This is a genomic window from Herbiconiux sp. A18JL235 (assembly GCF_040939305.1).
Classification (GTDB): domain Bacteria; phylum Actinomycetota; class Actinomycetes; order Actinomycetales; family Microbacteriaceae; genus Herbiconiux.
In genome coordinates this window covers 2,889,242-2,912,617 of record NZ_CP162511.1, presented here as the reverse complement: position 1 = coordinate 2,912,617, position 23,376 = coordinate 2,889,242, and the positions used below count along the sequence as shown (strand labels likewise).

Annotated in this window: 16 protein-coding genes; 10 read left to right on the top strand and 6 right to left on the bottom strand. The window is 70.4% G+C overall.

The genetic code is table 11. The features are described 5' to 3' along the window. Positions 1–90: 90 nt before the first annotated feature. Both glgB and ABFY20_RS13605 read right to left on the bottom strand, forming a co-directional pair. Positions 91–2,313, bottom strand: a complete 2,223-nt coding sequence (gene glgB / locus ABFY20_RS13610) for a 1,4-alpha-glucan branching protein GlgB (protein WP_368499793.1) — start codon at positions 2,311–2,313, stop codon at positions 91–93. Continuing rightward, on the bottom strand, positions 2,310–4,304 hold the full coding sequence (locus ABFY20_RS13605) for an alpha-1,4-glucan--maltose-1-phosphate maltosyltransferase (RefSeq protein WP_368499792.1): 1,995 nt from the start codon (positions 4,302–4,304) through the stop codon (positions 2,310–2,312). Before ABFY20_RS13605 ends, glgB begins: the two co-directional genes overlap by 4 nt. A gap of 253 nt (positions 4,305–4,557) precedes the next feature. Here ABFY20_RS13605 and glgP point away from each other — a divergent pair, with 253 nt between their 5' ends. Beyond that, entirely contained in the window at positions 4,558–7,131 is a 2,574-nt protein-coding gene (glgP, locus tag ABFY20_RS13600) for an alpha-glucan family phosphorylase (RefSeq protein WP_368496769.1), read from the top strand. A 9-nt stretch (positions 7,132–7,140) separates the two neighbouring features. Here glgP and ABFY20_RS13595 read toward each other — a convergent pair whose 3' ends face one another. Further along, positions 7,141–7,758 carry a TetR/AcrR family transcriptional regulator gene (locus ABFY20_RS13595; RefSeq protein WP_368496768.1) on the bottom strand — a complete coding sequence of 206 codons (618 nt, stop codon included), beginning with the start codon at positions 7,756–7,758 and terminating at the stop codon, positions 7,141–7,143. Positions 7,759–7,837: 79 nt separating this feature from the next. Between ABFY20_RS13595 and ABFY20_RS13590 the strand changes: the two genes are divergently transcribed. Continuing rightward, positions 7,838–9,292, top strand: a complete 1,455-nt coding sequence (locus ABFY20_RS13590; protein ID WP_368496767.1) for a DHA2 family efflux MFS transporter permease subunit — start codon at positions 7,838–7,840, stop codon at positions 9,290–9,292. Between the two features lie 146 nt (positions 9,293–9,438). Here ABFY20_RS13590 and glgX read toward each other — a convergent pair whose 3' ends face one another. Beyond that, positions 9,439–11,499 carry a glycogen debranching protein GlgX gene (gene glgX / locus ABFY20_RS13585; protein ID WP_368496766.1) on the bottom strand — a complete coding sequence of 687 codons (2,061 nt, stop codon included), beginning with the start codon at positions 11,497–11,499 and terminating at the stop codon, positions 9,439–9,441. 72 nt (positions 11,500–11,571) lie between these two features. Between glgX and ABFY20_RS13580 the strand changes: the two genes are divergently transcribed. Continuing rightward, complete coding sequence (locus ABFY20_RS13580) at positions 11,572–12,774, top strand: cysteine desulfurase family protein (RefSeq protein WP_368496765.1); 1,203 nt, start codon at positions 11,572–11,574, stop codon at positions 12,772–12,774. Positions 12,775–12,798: 24 nt separating this feature from the next. Here the strand turns inward: ABFY20_RS13580 and ABFY20_RS13575 are convergent, their stop codons facing one another. After that, positions 12,799–13,785 (bottom strand): endonuclease/exonuclease/phosphatase family protein, encoded by a 987-nt coding sequence (locus ABFY20_RS13575; protein WP_368496764.1) that lies wholly within the window; start codon positions 13,783–13,785, stop codon positions 12,799–12,801. Positions 13,786–13,915: 130 nt separating this feature from the next. On the opposite strand from ABFY20_RS13575, the gene mnmA reads away from it, so the two are divergent. The 6 genes from mnmA to gatB are packed head-to-tail and all read left to right on the top strand — an operon-like array spanning position 13,916 to position 21,969. Continuing rightward, a complete protein-coding gene (mnmA, locus tag ABFY20_RS13570) occupies positions 13,916–15,040 on the top strand; it encodes a tRNA 2-thiouridine(34) synthase MnmA (RefSeq protein ID WP_368496763.1) in 1,125 nt (374 codons plus the stop codon). Next, entirely contained in the window at positions 15,040–17,505 is a 2,466-nt protein-coding gene (gene ligA / locus ABFY20_RS13565) for an NAD-dependent DNA ligase LigA (RefSeq protein ID WP_368496762.1), read from the top strand. The genes mnmA and ligA overlap by 1 nt, the downstream gene beginning before the upstream one ends. A gap of 16 nt (positions 17,506–17,521) precedes the next feature. Beyond that, positions 17,522–18,571, top strand: a complete 1,050-nt coding sequence (locus ABFY20_RS13560) for an alpha/beta hydrolase (RefSeq protein WP_368496761.1) — start codon at positions 17,522–17,524, stop codon at positions 18,569–18,571. A 40-nt stretch (positions 18,572–18,611) separates the two neighbouring features. Continuing rightward, the gene (gene gatC, locus ABFY20_RS13555) at positions 18,612–18,911 is read left to right on the top strand and encodes an Asp-tRNA(Asn)/Glu-tRNA(Gln) amidotransferase subunit GatC (protein WP_368496760.1); all 300 of its coding nucleotides are present in this window, start codon (positions 18,612–18,614) and stop codon (positions 18,909–18,911) included. After that, positions 18,908–20,452: an Asp-tRNA(Asn)/Glu-tRNA(Gln) amidotransferase subunit GatA gene (gene gatA / locus ABFY20_RS13550; RefSeq protein WP_368496759.1), complete on the top strand. Its 1,545-nt coding sequence runs from the start codon at positions 18,908–18,910 to the stop codon at positions 20,450–20,452. The genes gatC and gatA overlap by 4 nt, the downstream gene beginning before the upstream one ends. Beyond that, the gene (gatB, locus tag ABFY20_RS13545; RefSeq protein ID WP_368496758.1) at positions 20,452–21,969 is read left to right on the top strand and encodes an Asp-tRNA(Asn)/Glu-tRNA(Gln) amidotransferase subunit GatB; all 1,518 of its coding nucleotides are present in this window, start codon (positions 20,452–20,454) and stop codon (positions 21,967–21,969) included. The genes gatA and gatB overlap by 1 nt, the downstream gene beginning before the upstream one ends. 86 nt (positions 21,970–22,055) lie before the next feature. On the opposite strand, the gene ABFY20_RS13540 is transcribed toward gatB, so the two are convergent. Continuing rightward, complete coding sequence (locus ABFY20_RS13540) at positions 22,056–22,643, bottom strand: TIGR03086 family metal-binding protein (protein WP_368496757.1); 588 nt, start codon at positions 22,641–22,643, stop codon at positions 22,056–22,058. A gap of 131 nt (positions 22,644–22,774) precedes the next feature. Here ABFY20_RS13540 and ABFY20_RS13535 point away from each other — a divergent pair, with 131 nt between their 5' ends. Continuing rightward, entirely contained in the window at positions 22,775–23,290 is a 516-nt protein-coding gene (locus tag ABFY20_RS13535) for a GNAT family N-acetyltransferase (RefSeq protein WP_368496756.1), read from the top strand. Positions 23,291–23,376 lie beyond the last annotated feature (86 nt).

Here is a 23,376-nt window from a genome sequence, read left to right as displayed (position 1 = left end):
CGCGGCCGCGCGCTCACCTCGGGTCGTCGAGTACTGCCCGCAGCTTTCGGCCCCGTGCCTACGTTCGGCGCGAGGCGGCGACCTGAACTGCTAGCTCTTGCGGGGGCGGAGGTAGAGGGCGGCGAGGGGTGGGAGGGTGAGTTCGACGGAGGCGGGGCGGCCCGACCAGGGCACGTACTCGGCCTCGACCGAACCGTAGTTGCCGACGCCCGAGCCGCCGTACTCGACGGCGTCGGTGTTCACGAGTTCGTCCCAGCGGCCGCCGAACGGCAGGCCCACGCGGTAGGGTCCGACGGGCTGGCCCGAGAAGTTCATGAGCACCGCGATGGGGTTGCCGGAGGCGTCCCACCGCAGGAACGACACGAGGTTCTGCGACGAGGAGCCGCCGTCGATCCACTCGAAGCCCGCGGGCTCGTTGTCGAGCGACCACAGCGCCGGGTTCTCCTTGTAGACCGTGTTGAGCCGTGACACCAGACCGAGCAGCTGCTGGTGCACCGGCTGGTCGAGGATCCACCAGTCGAGCCCCCGCTCCTCGCTCCACTCCGACGGCTGCCCGAACTCCTGGCCCATGAACAGCAGCTGCTTGCCCGGGTGGGCCCACATGAACCCGAGGTAGGCCCGAAGGTTCGCGAGCTTCTGCCAGTGGTCACCCGGCATCTTGGCGAGCAGCGAGCCCTTTCCGTGCACGACCTCGTCGTGCGAGATCGGCAGCATGAAGTTCTCGCTGAACGCGTACAGGAACGAGAAGGTGATCTCCCCGTGGTGGTACTGCCGGTACATCGGGTCTTTCTCGATGTAATCGAGGGTGTCGTGCATCCACCCCATGTTCCACTTCATGCCGAAGCCGAGCCCACCGCGATCGGTCGGATGCGTGACGCCCGGCCAGGAGGTCGACTCCTCGGCGATCATGACGATGCCCGGATTGGTCTTGTACGCGGTGGCGGTGACCTCCTGCAGCAGGCTGATGGCCTCGAGGTTCTCGCGGCCGCCGTACTGGTTCGGAATCCACTCGCCCTCCTTGCGCGAGTAGTCGAGGTAGAGCATCGAGGCGACGGCGTCGACCCGGAGGCCGTCGATGTGGAACTCCTCGAGCCAGTACAGCGCGTTCGCCACGAGGAAGTTGCGCACCTTGCTGTTGCCGAAGTCGAACACGAGCGTGCCCCAGTCGGGCTGTTCGCCGCGACGCGGGTCGGGATGCTCGTACAGTGCCTCGCCGTCGAAGCGGGCGAGCGCCCACTCGTCTTTGGGGAAGTGCCCCGGCACCCAGTCCATCAGAACGCCGAAGCCCGCCTGGTGCAGCCGGTCGACGAGGTAACGCAGGTCGTCGGGGTGCCCGAACCGTGACGTGGGCGCGTAGTACGAGGTGACCTGGTAGCCCCACGATCCGCCGAACGGATGCTCGGCGAGCGGCATGAACTCGACATGGGTGAACCCGAGGTGCTGAAGGTACGGGATGAGCTCGTCGGCGAGCGAGCGGTAGTCGAGCCCCGGCTTCCACGAGCCGAGGTGCATCTCGTAGACACTCATCGGGTTGGTGTGGGGGTCGATCGTCGCGCGGGTGCGCATCCAGTCGCCGTCGGCCCACTCGTACGAGGACGTGCCGATGACGGAGGCCGTGAGCGGAGGCACCTCGGTGTACCGCGCCATGGGGTCGGCGCGCTGCACCCACCTGCCGTCCTGGGTGAGGATCTCGAACTTGTAGTTGCTGCCCGCCCCGAGGCCGGGGATGAACAGCTCCCACACTCCCGTGCCGCCGAGGCTGCGCATGGCGTGACGAACCCCGTCCCACCCGTTGAAGTCACCGATCACGCGTACAGCCTGCGCATGGGGCGCCCACACGGCGAAGGCGGTGCCGGCCGTGGCAGCGTCGACCCCCCACTTCTCCTCGACGCGTGATCCGAGCACCTCCCAGAGCTTCTCGTGCCTGCCCTCGCCGATGAGGTGCAGGTCGACCTCGCCGAGTGTGGGGGAGTAGCGATAGGGGTCGTCGGCGGTCCACACCGACCCGTCGGCGTAGCGCGCCTCGATCTGGTAGTCGTTGAGGCCGGTGAGGGTGAAGCCCTGCCAGATGCCGCCCCAGAGGTGGGTGAGCTGGGCACGCGCTCCGTTCGAGAGCACGGCGCTCACCTCCTCGGCAAGCGGCCTGAGGGTGCGGATGACCGTGATCGGGTCGCTCACTCCTTCGGCGTGCACGAGGTGCTGGCCGAGCACCGAGTGGGGGTCGTAGTACGACCCGGCGGCGACACGCTGGAGCACGTCGAGCGGAATCTCGGGGAGGGTCAGAGCGGTGGAGCCGTCGGGGCTGGGCATCAGGATGCGCCGCCTTCCTGGGGAGTGACGTGGAGGATGTGCGCGGGCCGGCTGAAGGAGTCGAGGCGCACGTAGTCGTGCTCCGACCATTCCCAGACGCCGTCGCCGAGCAGGTCGGTGACCGTGAAGGTCGAGCCAGGGGCGAGCCCCAGCTTCTCGAGGTCGAGGTGCACCGTCGTCTCGCGAGCCGAGTGCGGGTCGGTGTTCACCACGACGATGATCGTGTCGGCCACACCGGTGGGCGAGAACTCGGCGGCGAGGTGCTTGGAGTACACGACGATGGCGTCGTCGTCGCTGGCGTGCACGTGCAGGTTGCGCAGCTGCCCGAGGGCCGGATGCGCGCGCCTGATCTCGTTGAGCCGCGTGATGTCGCCCGCGATGGAGCGGCCCTCCGCCTCTGCGGCGGCGAAATCGCGCGCCTTGTATTCGTACTTCTCGTTGTCGATGTTCTCTTCGGCACCGGGTCGGGCGACGTTCTCGATGAGTTCGTAGCCGGAGTACACGCCCCAGGTGGGGGCGCCGGTGGCCGCGAGCACGGCACGGATGCGGTAGGCGGCGACCCCGCCGAACTGCAGGTACTCGGTGAGGATGTCGGGAGTGTTCACGAACAGGTTCGGGCGGAAGAACGCCGCGGTGTCGTGCGCGAGCTCGGTGAAGAACTCTTCGATCTCGGTCTTCGTGTTGCGCCAGGTGAAGTACGTGTACGACTGCTGGAAGCCCACCTTCGCGAGCCCCTGCATCGCCGCGGGCCGCGTGAACGCCTCGGCGAGGAAGACGACCTCGGGATGCGCGGTGTTCACCTCGTGGATGATCCACTCCCAGAAGTTCAGTGGCTTGGTGTGCGGGTTGTCGACCCGGAAGATCGTGACGCCGAGGGAGATCCAGTACTCCAGCACCCGCAGCGCCTCGGCGCGGATGCCCGCCGGGTCGTTGTCGAAGTTGATGGGGTAGATGTCCTGATACTTCTTCGGGGGGTTCTCGGCGTAGGCGATGGAGCCGTCGGGAAGGGTCGTGAACCATTCCGGGTGCGCCTTCACCCACGGGTGGTCGGGCGACGCCTGCAGCGCGAAGTCGAGGGCGAGCTCGAGCCCGTTCGCCCTCGTGGCGGAAAGGAACGCCTTGAAGTCGTCGACCGTGCCGAGGTCGGGGTGGATGGCGTCGTGGCCTCCGGCCTCGCCGCCGATCGCCCAGGGCGATCCCGGGTCGCCGGGCTTCGGGTCGAGGGTGTTGTTGCGCCCCTTGCGGTACGCCTCCCCGATGGGGTGGATGGGCGGCAGGTAGAGCACGTCGAAGCCCATCGCGGCGACGGCGGGCAGCCGGTCGATGGCCGTGCGGAAGGTGCCGCTCATCCAGCTGCCGTCGTCGTGCTGCACGGCGCCGACGGAGCGGGGGAAGAACTCGTACCAGGCGCCGACACCGGCGCGGGCCCGCTCGACGCGGAGCGGGTGCCAGGCCGAGTAGGTGACGAGGCTCTGTGCGGGGTGGCGGCGGAGCGCATGCGTCACCTCGGCCGAGTAGGCGGCGGCGAGACGCTCGGGCACGGGGCCCGCCGTCTGGCCGAGCGAGGTGGCGACCCGGGCGAACAGCTCGCGGTCGGCGGCGTCGCGCTCGGGCTCGGCTGCGAGGCGGGCGAACAGCTGCTCGCCGATGGCGAGCATGAGGTCGATGTCGATGCCGGCGGCGATCTTCACCGAGGCGTTGTGCTCCCAGGTGGCGTAGTCGTCGGAGTAGGCACGGATGCGGAACCGCCACGCGCCCTCCGAGGTCACCTGGGCGAGGGTCTTCCACTCGTCGGCCCAGCTGAAGGTGCGGGTGAGCGGGCGGTCGGTGACGGTGCCGTCGGGGGCCTCGAGCTCGAGGTGCGCACCGACGGCGTCGTGGCCTTCGCGGAAGACGGTGGCGCCGAAGGGGATGACCTCGCCCACGAAGCCCTTCGCGGCCCAGCGCCCGCCGTCGACCTGGGGGAACACGTCGATGACGGGAATGCGGCCGATCTCGGGCTCGAAGGCCTTCTCGGGCTCGAGGGCCTTCGTCGGCTCGAGGGCCGTCTCCGGCTCGACAGGCTGTGCGACCGGCTTCGTGACCGGGGCGGATGCAGGTTTCTTACGCGTAGCTGCCACAACTCAGACCCTACCCACTCTGCATCGGCCCGCAACGCGTCGCCGGATGCTGTTCACCCGGTCGAAACGCACCTGGCCTAGGCTGGCGGGGTCGATCGGGCACATCGTTCCTAGAGGAGTCACCAGCGTGAAGGCAATTCGCAGATTCACCGTCCGTTCCGTGCTTCCCGAGTCGCTGGGGGCACTCGGCGAGCTCGCGGCGAATCTCCGCTGGGCGTGGCACGAACCCACCCGGCAGATCTTCGCCCACATCTCGCCCGACGACTGGAAGGCGACCCTCGGCGACCCGGTCGCTCTTCTCGGCGCGGTGCGCCCCGAACGCCTCGAGCAGCTCGCCGCCGACCCCGGGTTCGTCGCCTGGGCCAACAGCCTCCGCGACGACCTGAACGCGTACCTCACCGAACCGCGCTGGTACCAGGGTCTCGAGGGCCCACGCCCCGGCAGCATCGGCTACTTCTCGCCCGAGTTCGGCATCGCCGCCGCGCTGCCTCAGTACTCCGGTGGTCTCGGCATCCTGGCGGGTGACCACCTCAAGGCCGCCTCCGACCTCGGCGTGCCCATCATCGGCGTCGGCCTGTTCTACCGCTCGGGCTACTTCTCGCAGGCGATCTCCCGCGACGGCTGGCAGGAGGAGAGCTACCCGGTGCTCGACCCCGACGGCCTGCCGCTGTCGGTGCTGCGCCAGGCCGACGGCACCGCCGCCCAGATCGTGCTCGCCCTCCCCGGCGGCCGAGCGCTCTACGCCCGCATCTGGCAGGCTCAGGTGGGCCGGGTGCGGCTGCTCATGCTCGACACCGACATCCCCGACAACGACGACGACCTCAGGAGCGTCACCGACCGGCTCTACGGCGGCGGCGGGGAGCACCGTCTGCTGCAGGAGCTGCTTCTCGGTATCGGTGGTGTGCGCGCCCTCGAAGTGCTCGCCGAGCTCACCGACTCGCCGATGCCCGAGGTCTACCACACCAACGAGGGCCACGCCGGGTTCCAGGGCCTCGAGCGCATCTCGAACCTCATCGGCGGCGGGCTCTCCTTCGACGAGGCGCTCCAGGTGGTGCGCGCCGGCACCGTGTTCACCACGCACACGCCGGTGCCCGCGGGCATCGACCGCTTCGAGCGCTCGCTCGTGGAGCGCTACTTCTCGACCGACATGCTGCCGGGGCTCGAGGTGGAGAGCGTGCTGGCCCTCGGCGCCGAGGACTATGAGGGCGGTTCGCCCGAGGTGTTCAACATGGCCGTGATGGGGCTGCGCCTCGGCCAGCGCGCCAACGGGGTGTCGAAGCTCCACGGGGAGGTGAGCCGGGGCATGTTCGCCGGGCTCTGGCCGGGCTTCGACAAGGCCGACGTGCCGATCACCTCGGTGACTAACGGCGTGCACGCCCCCACCTGGACCGACCCGCTGCTGCAGGAGCTCGCCCGCACGAAGCTCGGCACGGGCGACACCACGACCGCCGACTGGGCCTCCGACGCCGTCACCGACGCCGAGCTCTGGGCGGTGCGCGGTGACATGCGCCGCCAGCTGGTGCACGACGCACGCCGGCGGGTGACCGAGGCGTGGCGTGAGCAGAACCCCGACAGCATCCCGCCCGCCTGGTACCAGGGGCTGCTCGACCCGCAGGTGCTCACCATCGGCTTCGCGCGGCGTGTGCCCACCTACAAGCGGCTCACCCTCATGCTGCACGACCCCGTGCGGCTGAAGTCGATCCTGCTGAACCCCGAGCGACCGGTGCAGTTCGTGGTGGCCGGCAAGTCGCATCCGGCCGACGAGGAGGGCAAGCGGCTCATCCAGAAGTTCGTGCAGTTCGCCTCAGACCCCGAGGTGCGCCAGCGCATCGTCTTCCTGCCGAACTACGACATCGGCATGGCTCAGCTGCTCTACCCGGGAACCGACGTCTGGCTGAACAACCCGCTGCGGCCCCTCGAGGCCTGCGGCACCTCGGGGATGAAGGCGGCGCTGAACGGGGGGCTCAACCTCTCCATCCTCGACGGCTGGTGGGCCGAGTACTACGACGGGGAGGACGGCTGGGCCATCCCCACCGCCGACTCCGCGGGCGACGGCGAGGAGCGCGACGCCCTCGAGGCCGAGGCGCTCTACGACCTGCTCGAGAACCAGGTGGCGCCGCGCTTCTACGACCGCGACGCCGACGGCATCCCCGAACACTGGATGCAGTCGATCCGTCACACGCTCGCCGCCCTCTCGCCCGAGCTGAGCGCCGAGCGCATGGTGCGCGAGTACGTCGAGCGGCTGTACGTCCCGGCCGCCGAGGCCGAGCGTGCCATGACCGCCGACGACCACGAAGCTGCCCGCGAGCTGTCGCTGTGGAAGGAGCGCGTGCGCGCCGCCTGGTCGGGCGTGTCGGTGAACCACGTCGAGTCGGGCGGGCTCGACGACACCCCGCAGGTGGGCGACGTGCTGCACGTGCGGGCCCACGTCGGGCTCGACGGCCTCACCCCGCACGATGTCGCGGTCGAGGTGGTCTACGGGCACGCGGTGCACGGCGACGACATCTCCGACGCCGCGACGGTGGAGCTGACCACCTCGTCGACGCCGTCGTCTTCGGCGGAGGCGGGCGGGGAGTACGTCTACTCCGGCACGGTGGAGCTCTCGCGGGCGGGCTCGTTCGGGTACACGGTACGCGTCGTGCCGAAGCACGCAAACCTCGCGTCGCCTGCCGAGCTCGGGCTCATCGCGGTCGCGCGCTGAGCCGGCGCGTCAGCCGGCGCGCGGCGGTGCGCCGCTGCGCACGGGCGGGTGCGAGGCGCGCACGAGGTCGAGCTTCTCGGGAAAGACCGAGGTCATGAGCTCCCGCACGTCGGGGTCGGTGTCGAAGTCGTCGAACATGCGCACGCCGAGCACCACGTTGGCGAGCATGCCGCCCGCGAGAAACCCGTTCGCCTGCTCGGGGGTCATGCCGGCCTCGTCGCGCAGCAGGCGGTACACGTCGAGGAACCCGCAGCGGGCGGCGGGCCCGATCACGGCGTCGGCCCCCAGTGCGAACGCGTGCATGAGGCAGAGCAGGATGCCGCGGTCGGCGGTCAGCGCGAAGTAGGCGAGGCCGAGGCGGCGCTCGAGCGGCACCTCGGGGTCGCCGGCGATGGCCTCGCGGAAGGCGGCGAAGATGCGCTCGAGGCCCCGGCCCAGCACGTCGAGGAACAGCTGCTCCTTCGTGCCGAACATGCGCACGACGTAGGGCTGGCTGACGCCGGCGGCGCGGGCCACCGCATCCGTCGTCGCGCCGTAGTAGCCGGCATCGCCGAAGACGGCGGTCGCCGCGTCGAGGATGAGCTCCCGGCGCTCGTCGGCGGGCATCCTCGTCTTCGTCTCGCTCACGCTTGACATGGTATCAGTCGATTACTTATCGTGCTGCTAAGTAATCATCTGATTACCACAAGCTTCCGAAGGGATTCCCATGACTCTCGTCGATTCCTCGCTGCCGACAGCACCGGCACCTCAGCCCGCGGCCCGCGCCGGCGCTCGCCGCCGCGTGCCCGTCTGGCTCGCCGTCGTCGCCGCCTCGGTGCCCATGTTCATGGCCACCCTCGACAACCTGGTCGTCACGAGTGCGCTGCCCGTGCTCGGCCGCGAGCTCGGCGCGTCGGTCGAGCAGCTCCAGTGGTTCGTCAACGCCTACACGCTGAGCTTCGCGACCTTCATGCTGCTCGCCGTCGCGCTGGGCGACCGGCTGGGCCGCCGCAGCGTGTTCCTCGCCGGAATCACGGTGTTCACCCTGGCCTCGGCGCTGTGCGCGATGGCGATCGAGCCGTGGATGCTCATCGCCGCCCGCGCCGTGCAGGGGCTCGGTGCGGCAGCACTCATGCCGCTGTCGCTGACCCTCCTCGTCGGCTCGGTGAGCAAGCGGATGCGCCCCCTGGCGATCGGCATCTGGGGCGGCATCTCGGGGCTGGGTGTGGCACTCGGGCCGCTCATCGGGGGAGCGGTCATCCAGGGCTGGAGCTGGGACGCGATCTTCTGGCTCAACGTGCCGGTGGGAGTCGTCAGCATCCCGCTGGTGCTGCTGGCCCTGCCGAACTCTTTCGGGGCGCGACTGCGGGCCGACCTGCTCGGCGTGCTGCTCGCGGGCGGAGGCGTGCTCGCCGTGGTCTACGGCATCGTGCGGGGCAACGACGCGGGCTGGGGGAGCCTCGAGGTGATGGGGGCGCTCGTGCTCGGTGCGCTGCTGATCGGGGCGTTCATCCTGTGGGAGCGGCGCGTACCGAACCCGCTGCTGCCGCTGCGGCTGTTCCGCGACCGGAGCTTCTCGGTGGCGAACGTGGTGGGGCTGGTGTTCAGCTTCGGCATCTTCGGTTCGGTGTTCATCCTCATCCAGTACCTGCAGATCGTGGGCGGGGCGACGCCGCTCGAGGCCGGCGTGATGACCATGCCGTGGACGCTGGCGCCTATGGTGGTGGCGCCGCTCGCCGGTCTCGTCGCCTCCCGGGTGGGTACCCGCGCCCTCATCGTGGCGGGGCTGCTGCTGCAGGCGGCGGGCGTGGGCTGGATCGCGCTCATCCTGTCGACCACGCTCGACTACGGGGCACTGGTTCCGGCGTTCGTGTTCGCCGGGGTCGGGATGGGGCTCGTGTTCGCGCCGTCGTCGACGGCGGTGCTGGCCACCATGACCGCAGACGACAACGCGAAGGCCTCGGGCACCAACTCGACGCTCCGCGAGATCGGAGTCGCCCTCGGCATCGCGGTGCTCACCGCCGTCTTCACCGGCGCCGGTGGCAGCTTCACCCCCGACGGCTACGTCGACGCCGCCGTCCCCGCCATCTGGGTCGGCGCCGCCGCCCTCCTCGCCGCCGCCCTCACCGCCCTCGCCCTCCCCTCCGGCCGTGCAGCCTCGGCGTCGACAGGGCGGCGGTAGACGCGGCAAAGCTGCAGGCCGCGCTCAGACGACCCACGGTGAGTGGGCGGCCGCGCCAGCGACCGCCCACTCACATGCCGCGCCGCGCCGGGCGAGGACCGGCGCGGCCTGGCCGAGCCGCGCCGAAGGCACGGCCCGGCCAGCAATCACACAGCGCGATAGAGCTGCAGCGAGGCCGCCGCGACCGACACCACCTGGCCCGGCGAGAAGCGGGGCAGGGGGGCGTCGTGCTGGTGGGTCTCCGGCACGTCGACGGAGGAGTCCCAGAGCAGTTCGTAGGCCTCGACACCGTCGTGAACGGGGAGGGTGATGTCGATGGGCGACTCGACGCCGTGGATCACGGTGAGGATGCGGTTGAACTCCTCGTGCTCGGGTGTCGACGCCGCCACGTATTGCAGGGTTCGGTTCTCGGGCGAGTTCCAGTCGCTGATCGACATCGACTCGCCGGCGGCGTCGTACCAGTCCATCTGGCTCGAGCTCGGGGTGCGCTCCCCGAACACGCCGTAGCGCACCGGCCGCAGCGCCGGATTCTCGCGCCGCATCCGCAGGAGGTGCTGGGTGGTGCGCCAGAGGTCTTTCTGCCAGGTGCGCCTGTCCCAGCTGATCCAGGTGAGCTCGGAGTCGTGGCAGTAGGCGTTGTTGTTGCCCTTCTGCGACCGGCCGAACTCGTCTCCGGCGGTGATCATGGGCACACCGGCCGAGAGCAGCAAGGTGCCCATGAGGTTGCGCATGGCCCGCCGGCGGGCCTGTTCGATGCTTCGCGAGGTCGTGGGCCCCTCGATGCCGTGGTTGTACGACATGTTGTTGTCGGTGCCGTCGCGGTTGGCCTCGCCGTTGCCGACGTTGTGCTTGACGTTGTAGGCGGTGAGGTCGGCGAGGGTGAATCCGTCGTGTGCCGTCACGAAGTTGATCGAGGCCAGCGGGCCGCGCTGCTGGGCGAAGGTGTTCGACGATCCGGCGATGCGGGTGGCGAGCATCCCGACCCCGTCGCCGGGGTTGCCGTTCTCGCGGATCGACTTGATGTCGCGCAGCCAGAACTTGCGCATGCGGTCGCGGAAGCGGTCGTTCCACTCCGACCACCCGGGCGGGAAGTTGCCGGTCTGCCACCCGCCCATCCCCACGTCCCACGGCTCGGCGATCATCTTCACGCCCGCGAGCTCAGGGTCGTTCACGAGTGCGGTGAGCAGCGGATGCCGGTTGTCGTAGTAGTGGTCGGCGTTCCGCCCCAGCGTGGCGGCGAGGTCGAAGCGGAACCCGTCGATCTGCACCTCGTTCGCCCAGTACTTCACCGAGTCGAGCACGAGCCGCGCCACGGCCTCGACCGAGGTGTTCACCGAGTTGCCGCATCCTGTGACGTCGACGTAGTCGCCCTGCGCGGTCTGACGGTAGTAGTGGGAGTTGTCGATGCCGCGGAAGCTCGTGGTCGGGCCCATCCGGCCCTCTTCGGCGGTGTGGTTGTAGACCACGTCGAGCAGCACCTCGAGCCCGGCCTCGTGCAGCAGCTTCACCATGCCCTTGAACTCGCGCAGCACCGCGCTCGGCCCCTCGGCCTGCGCCGCCTTCGAGGCGTAGAGCGGATGCGGTGCGAAGAACCCGAGGGTGTTGTAGCCCCAGTAGTTGGTGAGCCCCTGCTTCTTCAGCCGCTGCTCGGAGACGAAGGCGTGAACGGGCAGCAGTTGCACGGCGGTGACGCCGAGGCTCTTCAGGTAGCCGATGCTCTTCTCGTGCGCGAGGCCCGCGTAGGTGCCGCGCAGGCCCTCCGGAATACGCGTGTTGATCTTCGACAGGCCCTTCACGTGGGCCTCGTAGACCACCGTGTGGTCGAGGGGTGTGTTCGGCTTCGCGACGCCGTTCCAGTTGAACTCCTCGTCGACGACGACGCTGCGCCACTGCTCGTGCCCGGTGCGTGCCAGCCCCCTCGCGTAGGGGTCGAGGAGGGCCAGGCTCGGGTCGAAGGCGTTCTGCGGGCCGGCGGGCCCGTCGACCCGCAGGCTGTAGCGGCGACCGGGAACGAGACTGCGGGTGCGGCAGGACCAGACGTCGTTCGCATCCTTCACCAGGGGAACGCTCTTGTAGACCCAGTTGGGGTCTTTGTGGTCGTACAGGCAGAGCTCGATGCTCGTCGCGGTCGCCGACCACACCCTGAGCTCCCCGCCGTTCGAGGTCTGACGGACACCGAGGCGGGCGAGGGGGTCGGCCTGAGTCATGAGACATAGAGTAGTTGCACCGTCGCACACGTCTGTAATCGGTTCCACACACCCCGTTCGCCGGAGGGGATCATGCCCGTCTACCTCGATCACGCGGCCACCACGCCGATGCTGCCGGTGGCGCGTGAGGCCTATGTCGATGCCCTGGGACTCGTGGGGAACCCGTCGTCGATCCACTCGCAGGGGCAGCAGGCGAAACGGATGCTCGAAGAATCCCGCGAGGTGGTCGCCGCCTCGCTCGGGGCCGAGCCGATCGAGGTCGTGTTCACCTCGGGCGGCACGGAGTCGATCAATCTCGGGGTGAAGGGGCTGTACTGGGCGAGGCAGAAGGATTCCGCGCGGCCCGTGGTGCTGCTGCCGGGCGGCGAGCACCACGCCACCGTCGACGCCGTCGAGTGGCTCGAGCGGCACGAGGGGGCGAACGTGATCGTGCTGCCCGTCGACGAGCTGGGGCGGCTGGCGCCCTCGGTGCTGGAGGAGGCGCTGTCGGTGCACGGAGCATCCGTCGCGCTGGTGACGCTGCTCTGGGCGAACAACGAGGTGGGCACGGTGCAGCCCGTGGCCGAGCTCGTGGCGGTCGCAGAGCGCTTCGGGGTGCCCGTGCACATCGACGCGGTGGCGGCCTACGGGTACGTGCCGATCGACTTCGGTGCGGTGGGGGCGGCGCTGCTCAGCGTGTCGGCGCACAAGATCGGCGGGCCGGTGGGCGTGGGGGCGCTCGTGGTGGCGCGGCGGAGCGAGGTGGAGCCGCTCATCCACGGAGGCAACCAGCAGCGGGTGCGCTCGGGCACGCAAGACGTGGCGGGGGCCACGGGGTTCGCTGCGGCGGCGCGTGGGGTGCCTGGCGCTTCCGGCGCTTCTGCCATGGGCGGTGCGGACACGTTCTTGGTCGGCCTTGCCGCCCTTCGCGACCGGCTCGTGGCCGGGGTGCGTGCGGCGGTGCCCGAGGCCGTGCTGCGCGGCGACCCGTCGCCCGAGGGGCGGCTGCCGGGCAACGCGCACTTCACCTTCCCGGGATGCGAGGGCGACTCGCTGCTGTTCCTGCTCGACATGGCGGGGTTCTCGGTCTCGACCGGGTCGGCCTGCCAGGCCGGGGTACCCGAGGTGTCGCACGTGCTCACAGCGATGGGCGTGCCCGAGGCGGAGGCGCGGGGAGCGCTCCGCTTCACGCTCGGGCACGGCACCACCGAGGCCGAGGTCGACGCGCTCGTGGCGGCGCTGCCGGCCGCGTATGCGGCGGCGCGCAAGGCGGGCTTCGCCGATCGCGTGGTGTGAACCCCTGCGGTCGTCGCGGTGTGGTTATCCGGCGGCGAGGTCGAGGGTGGTGACGAGCGCGAGGTGATCGGAGTCGCCGGCGGTCATGGTCTCGTTCGAGACGACCTGGAGGCCGCGCTGCAGCAGGTGGTCGGGGCGGGTGACGGGAGCCGAGGCGGGCCAGGTGAACCCGAAGCCGCCGCCGTTCTGGTTGGGCTCGCTCAGCTGGTCGGTGAGCGCCGTGAGGTGCCGGTCGGAGGAGCCGGCGTTGAAGTCGCCCACCATGATGAGCCGCTCGTTCTCGTCGCGCGGCACGAAGTCGGCGAGGTTCGCGAGCATCTCGTCGCGTGTCGCGTGGTCGCCCGGACGGGCCGAGGCGAGGTGCACCACGTAGATGCTCACCGCACCCGTCGGGGTGGCGAGGTCGGCGGCGATGCCGCGCTGCCAGCCGAGCCCGAGGTCGAGCGCCTGCGCGTTCTCGATGGGGTAGGTGCTCCACATGCCGACGGTGCCGATGCCGTAGGAGTAGGGGTGGCTCTCCGAGAGCACGGCCTCGACCTGGTCGCGGGCGTCGGCGTCCATCTCCTGCAGGGCGATCACCTGAGCGCCGGTCGCGGCGAGGGCCGTCGCCGACTCGGCTGCCGTGCCCGAGCCGTCCTCCACGTTCTGGCTCGCCACCGTGAGGGTGGTGGCGGATGCGGTGGGCGCGCTCCACGACAACGGCACGATCGCCGGCACGAAGAGCACGGCCCAGACGAGCGCCGAGGCGAGCGCCGAGCCGATCGCAGCCTTGCTGCGGCTCACCAGCGCGGCGATGAACAGAGCCGGCACCGCGAGCCCGAACCAGGGGAGGGCGGAGTCGACGAGGAGCCCGAGACCGAGCAGGTCGGGGAGGAAGCGGTGGAACGCCAGCAGCCCTGCCAGCAGCAGGGCGAGAACGGTCACCAGGATGGCGAGGCCGGTGCGCGCGCGGGGCCGGCGGCGCGCACTCTGCGGTGCGGCCCGACGGGGCGACTCGAGCAGTGCTGACATCGACATCATTGTGCACCCGGAGCTTGGGGAATCCCCTGACCGCGGTGTGAACAGGCCCCATCGGGTCGCTCGACGGTGCGCCCGGATCGGGCCCGTCCCGCTGTCGGTGGCCGCACGTATGCTGGACGGCATGAAGGTTCTCGCAGCGATGAGCGGCGGCGTCGACTCCGCCGTGGCGGCGGCCCGTGCCGTCGACGCAGGCCACGACGTGGTGGGTGTTCACCTGGCGCTCAGTCGCATGCCGGGCACGCTGCGCACCGGCAGCCGCGGCTGCTGCACCATCGAAGACTCGATGGATGCCCAGCGTGCCGCCAACAAGATCGGCATCCCCTATTACGTGTGGGATTTCTCGGAGCGCTTCAAGGCCGATGTGGTCGACGACTTCATCGCCGAGTACTCCGCCGGTCGCACCCCGAACCCGTGCATGCGCTGCAACGAGCGCATCAAGTTCGCCGCGCTGCTCGAGAAGGCCCTCGACCTCGGCTTCGACGCCGTGGCCACGGGTCACTACGCCACCCTCACGACCGATGAACAGGGCAACCGCGAACTGCACCGCGCTGCCGCATGGGCCAAAGACCAGTCCTATGTCTTGGGCGTGCTCACGGCCGAGCAGCTCGAGCACTGCCTGTTCCCGCTCGGTGCAACGCCGTCGAAGGCCGAGATCAGGGCCGAGGCTGCCGCTCGCGGGTTCTCGGTCGCGAACAAGCCCGACAGCCACGACATCTGCTTCATCCCCGACGGAGACACGAGCGGCTGGCTCGCCGACAAGGTGGGCACGGCCCCCGGCCCGATCCTCGATCGCGGGGGCGAGGTCGTGGGCTCGCACGAGGGGGCGCACGCGTTCACCGTGGGGCAGCGGCGCGGGCTGAAGCTCGGCACGCCTGCTCCCGACGGCAAGCCGCGCTTCGTGCTCGAGGTGCGCCCCGTCACGCGGGAGGTGGTGGTGGGCCCGAAGGAGGCGCTCGACATCGCAGAGATCGCCGGTTCGCGGTTCACCTGGGCGGGTCTCCCGCCCGAGCACCCCGAGCTCGAATTCGAGTGCGAGGTGCAGATCAGGGCGCACGCCGACCCGGTCGAGGCCGTCGCGCGGGTGCGTGAGGGTGCTGACGGCACCGAGCTCGTCGTCACCCCGTGCAGGCCGCTGAACGGGGTGGCCCCCGGTCAGACCGCCGTGGTCTATGTGGGCACTCGCGTGCTCGGCCAGTGCACCATCGACCGCACGGTGAGCGCCGTACCCGTCGGGGCGGCAGGCTGATGGCGCGCGGTGGTCGCGGTGCGGGCGCTGCATCGGCCGAGCAGGCGGGTACGTTGCCTGCGTCGGCCGACACTCTGCCGAGCGAGACGCCGAGCGATCTCGAGTCGGCGAAGGCCGAGGCCGAGCAGCTGACCTCGCGCATCCTCGAACTGCGCGACGAGTACTACGAGAACAACGCCTCCACGGTCTCCGACCAGGAGTACGACCTCATGGTGCGCCGTCTCGGCGAGCTCGAGCGCGCGCATCCGGAGCTGCAATCGCAGGACAGCCCCACGCAGACGGTGGGCGGCCGCGCCGTCACCACCATGTTCACCCCTGTCACGCACGCCGAGCGCATGCTGAGCCTCGACAACGTGTTCAGCGAGGAGGAGCTCGACGAGTGGGCGGCCAAGGTCGTGCGCGACTCGGGTTCATCAACGGTGCGCTTCCTCAGCGAGCTGAAGATCGACGGGCTCGCCATCAACCTGCGGTACGAGAACGGCGTGCTCGTCACGGCGGCCACTCGCGGCGACGGCGTGGTGGGTGAAGACGTCACCGACAACGTGCTGAAGATCGCGTCCATCCCCGCGAGGCTCGCGGGGTCAGGGCATCCGCCGCTGGTGGAGGTGCGCGGCGAGATCTTCTTCCCGGTGGCTGCCTTCGACGACCTCAACGCCGCCCAGGAGGCCGCGGGGGAGCGCGTGTTCGCGAACCCGCGCAACGCCGCGGCGGGGTCGCTCCGGCAGAAGAGCGAGGGCAAGAACGAGAAGCAGCTCGCTCTCGTGAACGCCCGCCTGTCGGCTCTGCGCATGCTCGTGCACGGCATCGGGGCGTGGCCGAACCCGCCCGTCTCGGCGCAGTCGGAGGTGTACGGGCTGCTCGCCGAGTGGGGGCTGCCCACCTCGAGCCACTTCAAGGTCTTCGACACCGTCGGCGAGGTTGCCGAGTTCATCCGGTACTACGGCGCCCACCGGGCCTCGGTCGAGCACCAGATCGACGGCATCGTGGTGAAGGTCGACGACCTCGCCCTGCACGAGGAGCTCGGTGCCACCAGCCGGGCGCCGCGCTGGGCGACCGCCTTCAAGTACCCGCCCGAAGAGGTGAACACGAAGCTGCTCGACATCGTCGTGAGCGTGGGGCGCACCGGTCGCGCCACGCCGTTCGCGGTGATGGAGAAGGTGGAGGTCGCGGGCTCCGAGGTGCGGCAGGCGACCCTGCACAACCAAGACGTGGTGAAGGCCAAGGGTGTGCTCATCGGCGACACCGTGGTGCTGCGGAAAGCCGGTGACGTCATCCCCGAGGTGCTCGGCCCGGTGGTCGAACTGCGAGACGGCAGCGAGTACGCCTTCGTCATGCCCGAGAACTGCCCCTCGTGCGGCACGAAGCTCGCGCCGGCGAAGGAGGGCGACGTCGACCTGCGCTGCCCCAACGCTCGCAGCTGCCCCGCCCAGGTGCGGGGGCGCGTCGAGCACGTCGGTTCGCGCGGGGCGATGGACATCGAGGTGCTCGGCGAGGTGAGTGCCGCGGCGCTCACGCAGCCGCTCGAGCCCGAGGTGCCGCCGCTCGTCACCGAGGCGGGGTTGTTCTCGCTGACGATGGAAGACCTGTTCCCCATCCGCGTGGTGGTGCGCGACTCCGAGACCGGGCTCGAGAAGCTCGACAAAGACGGGTCGTCGCCGAAGGTCGTCGCGCCGTTCCGGCGCAAGCGCCAGAAGTCCGACCCGCCCTACGACCCCGAGGCCACGGGGGCCGACTTCGCGGGCGACGAGGAGTTCGTACCGTCGTCGAACGCTGTGAAGCTCCTCGACGAGATCGAGAAGGCGAAGACCAAGCCGCTCTGGCGCATGCTCGTGTCGCTCAGCATCAGGCACGTGGGGCCGGTCGCCGCGCGCGCTCTCGCCGACTACTTCGGCTCGCTCGACGCCATCCGCGCCGCGAGCCGCGACGAGCTCGCCGCCGTCGACGGCGTGGGCGGCATCATCGCCGACGCCCTCATCGCTTGGTTCGAGGTTGACTGGCACGTCGAGATCATCGAGCGGTGGGCAGCGGCGGGTGTGCAGTTCGCGACGCCCGGCCACCCCGGTCCTGGCGCCGCGGTGGGCGCAGGTGGCGTGCTGGAGGGCGTCACCGTGGTGGCCACCGGGTCACTCGAGGGTTTCACCCGGGAGGGCGCGCTCGAGGCGATCATCCAGGCAGGCGGCAAGGCCGCCTCGAGCGTCAGCAAGAAGACCGACTTCGTCGCCGCCGGCCCGGGCGCGGGGTCGAAACTCACCAAGGCCGAAGCCCTCGGCCTCCGCATCATCGACGCCGCCGAGTTCGCGCTTCTCGTCACGCAGGGGCCCGCGGCTCTCGCCCCCACCGAGGAGGTCGAGACCGTCGAGGCCATCGAGGGCGACACCCCCGAGACCGGGACTGCCGACGCCACCGCGACCCCTGGGGGCGAAGCCCCTACGGGCGACGTTCCGGCCGACGAACCCACGACCTGACGGGCGGCACCTCCCCATGAGTGTGGTGAAGCGGCTCGCCGCCGCGGCCGGCGTCGTAGCTGCCGTCGCGGGTGGCGTCGCGATCGTGCTGCGGTCGACGCCGTGGCCGTCGGTGCTCGTGATCCGCAAGGCGTTCGAGCGGGGGGCGGTGAGGAACACCGCTGAGCTGCGGCGCCACCCGCCGGCCCGTCACATCGAGATCGCCACCCGCATCCCCTACACGCAAGCGGGAGCCCCCACCTTCGACCTCGTGCTGCCCGCCGCCCACCCCCGCGACGTACCGCTCCCCACGGTGGTGTGGATTCACGGCGGCGCCTGGATCTCCGGCGTCGCCGCTGACAACGTCCCCTACCTCGAACACGTCGCCGCAGCGGGCTTCGCGGCCGTCGCCCTCGACTACACCGTGGCGCCCGAAGCCACCTACCCCACAGCGGTGCGCCAGCTCGACGAGGCCCTCGGCCACCTCACCGTGCACGCGACCGAGCTCGGCATCGACCCCGAACGCCTCGTGCTCGCAGGCGACTCCGCCGGCGCCCAGTTGGCCAGCCAGCTCGCCGCCCTCACCGTCGATCCCGAGTACGCCAGGGCTCTCGGTCTCCGCGCCTCCCTCCGGCCCGAGCAGCTGCGCGGCGTCATCCTGCAGTGCGGCGTCTACGACATCGCCGCGATGGCCGACGTGCACGGCGTCGCCGGCTGGGGGTTCAAGACAGCGCTCTGGGCGCTCACCGGCGAGAAGGACTGGTCGCACAGCGGCGCCGCGCTCACCATGTCGACGATCGACGTGATCGGCCGTGACCCCGACGACCCCGGGCATCCGATCGCCCCCTTCCCTCCCGTCTTCATCTCGGGCGGCAACGGCGACGGTCTGACGAGCATCCAGTCGGTGCCGATGAGCGAACGGATGCGCGCTTCCGGCATCGACGTCACCACCCTGTTCTGGCCGCCCGATCACGAACCTCCGCTCCCGCACGAGTATCACCTGAAGCTCGACCGCCCTGAGGCCCAGGTGGCTCTGCGCCAGACCCTCGACTTCGTGCGCAGGGTCACCAGCGGAGCGAACGAATAGAATCGGGGAACACCCCTCGCGAACAGAACACCGGAGCACCATGTCCGAAATAACCCAGGAGCAGGTCGCGCACCTCGCGAACCTCGCCCGGATCGCCCTGACGCCCCAGGAGATCGAGAGCCTCACCACAGAGCTCGCCTCGATCGTCGACAACGTGGCGAAGGTGTCCGAGGTGGCGACCGCCGACGTGCCCGCCACCAGCCATCCCATCCCGCTGCAGAACGTCTACCGCGACGACGTTCCGGGGAACACGCTCACCCCCGAGCAGGCACTCGCCGGGGCGCCCGACCACGACGGCTCCCGCTTCCGCGTCACCGCCATCCTGGGGGAGGAGCAGTGAGCCACCACGAGCACGAAATCGTACGCCTCTCCGCCTCCGAGCTCGCCGCGAAGCTCACAGCGGGCGAGGTCACCTCGCACGAAGCGACCCGGGCCCACCTCGATCGCATCGACGCGGTCGACGCCGACGTTCACGCCTTCCTCCACACCGACGCCGAGCTGAGCCTCGCCGCCGCCGCTGCGGTCGACGCGCGCCGCGCCGCGGGGGAGGAGCTGCATCCGCTCGCCGGCGTGCCCATTGCCATCAAAGACGTGATCGTCACGAACGACATGCCGACGACGAGCGGCTCGAAGATCCTCGAGGGGTGGATACCGCCCTACGACGCCACCGTCATGAAGAAGCTGCGCGCGGCGGGCCTCGTGCCCATCGGCAAGACGAACATGGACGAGTTCGCCATGGGCTCCTCCACCGAGCACTCCGCCTACGGCCCCACCAGGAACCCCTGGGACCTCGAGCGCATCCCGGGCGGCTCCGGCGGCGGGTCGGCCGCAGCCGTCGCCGCCTTCGAGGCGCCGCTCGCTCTCGGCTCCGACACAGGCGGCTCCATCCGCCAGCCCGCGCACGTCACCGGCACCGTGGGCGTCAAGCCCACCTACGGCGGCGTGAGCCGCTACGGCGCCATCGCCCTCGCCTCGAGCCTCGACCAGATCGGCCCGGTGAGTCGCACCGTGCTCGACTCGGCGCTGCTGCACGACATCATCGGCGGGCACGACCCGCTCGACTCCACCTCGCTCACCGACAGCTGGCCGAGTATGGCCGAGGCCGTCAGACGAGCGGATGTCGCGGGCCTGAAGATCGGCGTCATCTCCGAGCTCGACGGCGACGGGTTCCAGCCCGGCGTGCTCGAGCGCTTCCGTGAGGCGCTCGAGCTGCTCGCCGCGAACGGCGCCGAGATCGTCGACGTGAGCCTGCCGAGCCTCGAGTACGCCATCTCGGCCTACTACCTCATCATGCCCGCCGAGGCCTCCTCCAACCTCGCCAAGTTCGACTCGGTGCGCTTCGGCCTCCGCGTCAACCCCCCGGGCGGCGGCACCGTCGAAGACGTCATGGCGGCAACCCGCGAGGTGGGCTTCGGCGCCGAGGCGAAGCGCCGCATCATCCTCGGCACCTACGCCCTGAGCGCCGGCTACTACGACGCCTACTACGGCAGCGCCCAGAAGGTGCGCACGCTCGTGCAGCGCGACTTCGCCGCCGCCTTCGCGGGCGTCGACGTGCTCGTCTCGCCCACCGCGCCCACCACGGCCTTCAAGCTCGGCGCCAACGACGGCGACCCGATGGCGATGTACCTCAACGACATCGCGACCATCCCCGCCAACCTCGCGGGCATCCCCGGCATCTCGCTGCCCGTCGGTCTCGCACGGGAGGACGGACTGCCCGTCGGCATCCAGTTCCTCGCCCCCGCCCGCGAAGACGCCCGTCTCTACACCGTCGGCGGCGCGCTCGAGCGACTGCTCGAGGAGAAGTGGGGTCACACGCTGATCAGTCAGGCACCCGATCTCGCCCCGGGCGAGATGAGCGCCGCGCAGGAAGGGGCCGTCTGATGGCCAAGGCCAAGCTGATGGACTACGACAAGGCCCTCGAGCTGTTCGAGCCGGTGCTCGGCTTCGAGGTGCACGTCGAGCTCTCGACGAAGACCAAGATGTTCTCCTCCGCCCCGAACTACTTCGGCGGCGAGCCCAACACGAACATCACCCCCACCTGCCTCGGGCTCCCCGGCTCGCTGCCGGTCGTGAACGGGCAGGCCGTGCGGTACTCGATCAGTCTCGGCCTAGCACTCGGCTGCTCCATCGCCGAATCGAGCCGCTTCGCGCGCAAGAACTACTTCTACCCCGACCTGGCGAAGAACTACCAGATCTCGCAGTACGACGAGCCCATCGCCTACGGCGGCTCGGTCGACGTCGAGCTGCCCGACGGCCGCATCTTCACGGTGCCGATCGAGCGCGCGCACATGGAGGAGGATGCGGGCAAGCTCACCCACGTCGGCGGCTCGACCGGCCGCATCCAGGGTGCCGAGTACTCGCTCGTCGACTACAACCGCGCGGGCGTGCCGCTCGTCGAGATCGTCACCGACATCATCTACGGCGCCGACAAGGATGCTCCGGAGCTCGCGAAGGCGTACGTGTCGACCATCCGCGACATCGTCATCGCCCTCGGCATCTCGGAGGCGCGCATGGAGCGCGGCAACCTGCGCTGCGACGCGAACATCTCGCTGCGCCGCCGCACCGCGCCCGGCGAGGAGCCGGCTCCGCTCGGCACCCGCACCGAGACGAAGAACGTGAACTCGCTGCGTTCGGTCGAGCGGGCGATCCGGTACGAGATCCAGCGCCAGGCGCAGATCCTCGCCGACGGCGGCACGATCATCCAGGAGACCCGCCACTGGCACGAAGACACCGGCACCACCTCCGCGGGTCGCCCGAAGTCGGATGCCGACGACTACCGCTACTTCCCCGAGCCCGACCTGCTGCCGGTCGTGCCCTCGCCCGAGCTGATCGAAGAGCTGCGGGCGGCGCTGCCGGAGGCGCCCGCCGCCCGCCGGCGCCGTCTGAAGGCGGAGTGGGGCTTCACCGACCTCGAGTTCCAGGACGTGCAGAACGCCGGTCTTCTCACCGAGGTCGCCGCCACGGTCGAGGCCGGTGCGTCGCCGCAGGCCGCACGCAAGTGGTGGTCGGGCGAGATCTCCCGCCTCGCCAACGCGCGCTCGGCAGAGGCATCAGCTCTCGTCGCGCCCGCCGACGTCGCGGCGCTCGTCGCCCTTGTCGACTCGGGTGCGCTCAACGACCGCCTGGCCCGCCAGGTGCTCGAGGGCGTCATCGACGGCGAGGGCACCCCGCAGGAGGTCGTGGATGCGCGTGGCCTCGCTGTCGTCTCCGACGACGGTGCGCTCATCGCCGCCATCGACGAGGCGCTGGCCGCTCAGCCCGACGTGCTCGCCAAGATCAAGGACGGCAAGGTGCAGGCCGCCGGAGCGGTGATCGGCGCGGTCATGAAGGCCATGAAGGGCCAGGCCGACGCCGCTCGCGTGCGCGAACTCGTGCTGGAGCGCGCCTCCGCGTCGTAGCTCGCGCCGGCCCGCGCGGGCCGGGGCAAGCTGGGGCCGCCGTCCGCTGGGGCTGGGGGCCGTACCATGCCCAGCCCCGGCCCGGCTCAGCGGCGGTCGTCGCGGCCGGTGAGGGCGAGCAGGCGCGACTGCAGCGGCGCATCCTCGGCCACGGGCACGGGGGAGGCGAACAGGCCACTTGCCTCGAGGGTGTCGCGCTGGGGTTCGAAGACCGTCCAGACCGCCGCCACGAGCTCCTCGTCGAGGGTCTCCTCCGCGCCGACGGCCCGGGCGAGGTCCCAGGTGTGGATGGTGACGTCGGCCACCTGCTCCTTGAGGTACTCGATCGTCGTCACCGTGTCCGACGCGAGGTTCACCTCGGCCTCGGGCCGGGCGTCGTGCCAGGCGGTGGTGGCGGCGAGGGAGTAGACGTGCCACTCGTGGTGCAGGTCGGCGGAGAGGGGGCGGAGCCTGCTCTTGGCCTGCCTCGTGCTGAGGCCCGAGAGCAGCCACGGCACCCACTGCTGCTCCTCGATGACGTGGCTGACGAGGTCGCGCACCGTCCACTCGGTGTCGGGCGTGGGTCCGTCCCAGTCGGAGACCGCGGCGACGCGGGCGGCGAAACCGCGGTGTGCGCGCTCCTGGAGTCGCAGCCAGGTGCTGGCTTCGACGAGGGGCAGGGTGGCGTCGGTCATCGGTGCTCCTTCACGATCTCTCATGACAAGGATGGCGTGCGCGTCGGCATTCCTCACCCGGCCGGCGGATGCGCATGGTCCGCGCACAGCGAACACAGCGCATCCGGGATCGCGCCCGCTAGGCTCTGGGCGTGAACCAGAGCGCACCCGACCTCGTCCTCCGCCCGCTGACGCCCGCCGACGTGCCGGGGCTGGTGCTCCTCAACCGGGCGAGCGTTCCCGCCGTGAACGACATCGACGAGCGTGAGATGGCCGAACTGCTCGCCTGGGCGTCGACGGCGGTCGGGGCCGTCGTCCCGACCCGTCCGGATGCGGTGCTCGGCTTCGTGATCGCCCTGCCGCCCGGTCTCGACTACGCCAGCGAGAACTACCGCTGGTTCAGCGAACGCGGCGGCGACTTCAGCTATGTCGACCGCATCGTGGTGGCCGAGGGGCAGCGCGGCGCGCGCCTCGGGGAGCGGCTCTACGGGGCGGTCTTCGAGGGTGCCCGCGAAGCGGGTGCGGCCGAGGTGGACTGCGAGGTCAACGTCGAGCCGCCGAACCCGGGTTCGCTGCGCTTTCACGGGCGGCTGGGGTTCGGCGAGGTGGGCCGGCAGGCGACGAAGGGCGGCAGCGTCGTGGTGGCGCTGCTCTCACGCCCGCTGTAGTCTCGGCCGACCGCGAGCCGCGGCGAGCCGCGCCAACCCGGCGCACCCCGAAAGCCGCGGCGAGCCGCGCCTACCCGGCGCACCCC

What these genes read in the sequence shown, in the direction of transcription:
- mnmA (WP_368496763.1), top strand. Translation starts at nt 13,916, where the DNA reads ATGAAGGTTCTCGCAGCGATGAGCGGCGGCGTCGACTCCGCCGTGGCG.
- gatB (WP_368496758.1), top strand. Translation starts at nt 20,452, where the DNA reads ATGGCCAAGGCCAAGCTGATGGACTACGACAAGGCCCTCGAGCTGTTC.
- ABFY20_RS13580 (WP_368496765.1), top strand. Translation starts at nt 11,572, where the DNA reads ATGCCCGTCTACCTCGATCACGCGGCCACCACGCCGATGCTGCCGGTG.
- gatC (WP_368496760.1), top strand. Translation starts at nt 18,612, where the DNA reads ATGTCCGAAATAACCCAGGAGCAGGTCGCGCACCTCGCGAACCTCGCC.
- ABFY20_RS13590 (WP_368496767.1), top strand. Translation starts at nt 7,838, where the DNA reads ATGACTCTCGTCGATTCCTCGCTGCCGACAGCACCGGCACCTCAGCCC.
- ABFY20_RS13540 (WP_368496757.1), bottom strand. Translation starts at nt 22,643, where the DNA reads ATGACCGACGCCACCCTGCCCCTCGTCGAAGCCAGCACCTGGCTGCGA.
- glgX (WP_368496766.1), bottom strand. Translation starts at nt 11,499, where the DNA reads ATGACTCAGGCCGACCCCCTCGCCCGCCTCGGTGTCCGTCAGACCTCG.
- ligA (WP_368496762.1), top strand. Translation starts at nt 15,040, where the DNA reads ATGGCGCGCGGTGGTCGCGGTGCGGGCGCTGCATCGGCCGAGCAGGCG.
- ABFY20_RS13575 (WP_368496764.1), bottom strand. Translation starts at nt 13,785, where the DNA reads ATGTCAGCACTGCTCGAGTCGCCCCGTCGGGCCGCACCGCAGAGTGCG.
- ABFY20_RS13560 (WP_368496761.1), top strand. Translation starts at nt 17,522, where the DNA reads ATGAGTGTGGTGAAGCGGCTCGCCGCCGCGGCCGGCGTCGTAGCTGCC.